At 47.0% G+C, this 1280-nt stretch carries 1 protein-coding gene; it reads right to left on the minus strand.

What is annotated here, in order from left to right:
* Positions 1 to 68: 68 nt before the first annotated feature.
* Positions 69 to 1259: an elongation factor Tu gene (tuf, locus tag EPB74_RS13345; protein WP_079690918.1), complete on the minus strand. Its 1191-nt coding sequence runs from the start codon at positions 1257 to 1259 to the stop codon at positions 69 to 71.
* Between the last annotated feature and the right edge of the window lie 21 nt (positions 1260 to 1280).

Here is a 1280-nt window from a genome sequence, read left to right on the forward strand (position 1 = left end):
AAAGAGAACGGCTTTTAACTAACTACTTAACATAAACTAAGCATCAGATTGCTCTGATGTTTCAAATCTTAGTTCAATACAGTAGCAACAACACCAGCGCCTACAGTACGGCCGCCTTCACGAATAGCGAAGCGAAGACCTTTGTCCATAGCGATTGGGTGGATAAGCTCTACGCCCATCTCAACGTTATCACCAGGCATGACCATTTCAGTACCGTCTTGTAATTGGATTGCGCCAGTTACGTCAGTGGTACGGAAGTAGAACTGTGGACGATAGCCGTTTAGGAATGGTGTGTGACGACCACCCTCTTCTTTTGACAATACATATACTTCAGCGTCAAACTTGGTGTGCGGCGTGATAGAACCTGGTTTAGCAAGTACTTGGCCACGTTGTACGTCTTCACGTTTAGTACCACGTAGTAGTACGCCACAGTTTTCGCCTGCACGACCTTCGTCAAGCAGTTTACGGAACATCTCTACACCAGTACAGGTGGTTTTTTGCGTGTCACGGATACCGACGATTTCGATTTCGTCGCCAACGCGTACGATACCTGATTCAACACGGCCAGTTACAACAGTACCACGACCTGAGATTGAGAATACGTCTTCGATTGGCATTAGGAATGCTTTGTCGATGTCACGCTCTGGCTCTGGGATGTAAGTATCTAGGATGTTTAGTAGTTCTACGACCGCTGGTTGGCCATATTTTTCTTGTGAACCTTTAAGGGCTTCAGTAGCTGAGCCTTTAACGATTGGGGTGTCATCACCTGGGAAGTCATAGTCGCTTAATAATTCACGAACTTCCATTTCTACTAGCTCTAACAATTCTTCGTCATCAACCATGTCACATTTGTTCATGAACACGACGATGTACGGTACGCCAACCTGACGTGAAAGCAGGATGTGCTCACGGGTTTGTGGCATTGGGCCGTCAGTTGCAGATACAACTAGAATAGCACCATCCATTTGCGCGGCACCGGTGATCATGTTTTTAACATAATCGGCGTGACCTGGACAATCGACGTGGGCATAATGACGTGTTGGCGTGTCATATTCTACGTGTGAGGTGTTGATGGTGATGCCACGTGCTTTTTCTTCTGGTGCACTGTCAATTGCTGCGTAGTCTTTGGCTTCGCCACCAGAGGTGATTGCAGCTACAGTTGCGATAGCAGCGGTAAGGGTTGTTTTACCGTGGTCAACGTGTCCGATGGTACCGACGTTAACGTGTGGTTTTACGCGTTCAAACTTGGCCTTTGCCATGGGTATTTCCTCTTTTTTTGG

Origin of the sequence: Psychrobacter sp. DAB_AL62B (genome assembly GCF_028895345.1) — a bacterium.
In the GTDB taxonomy this organism is placed as follows: Bacteria; Pseudomonadota; Gammaproteobacteria; order Pseudomonadales; family Moraxellaceae; genus Psychrobacter.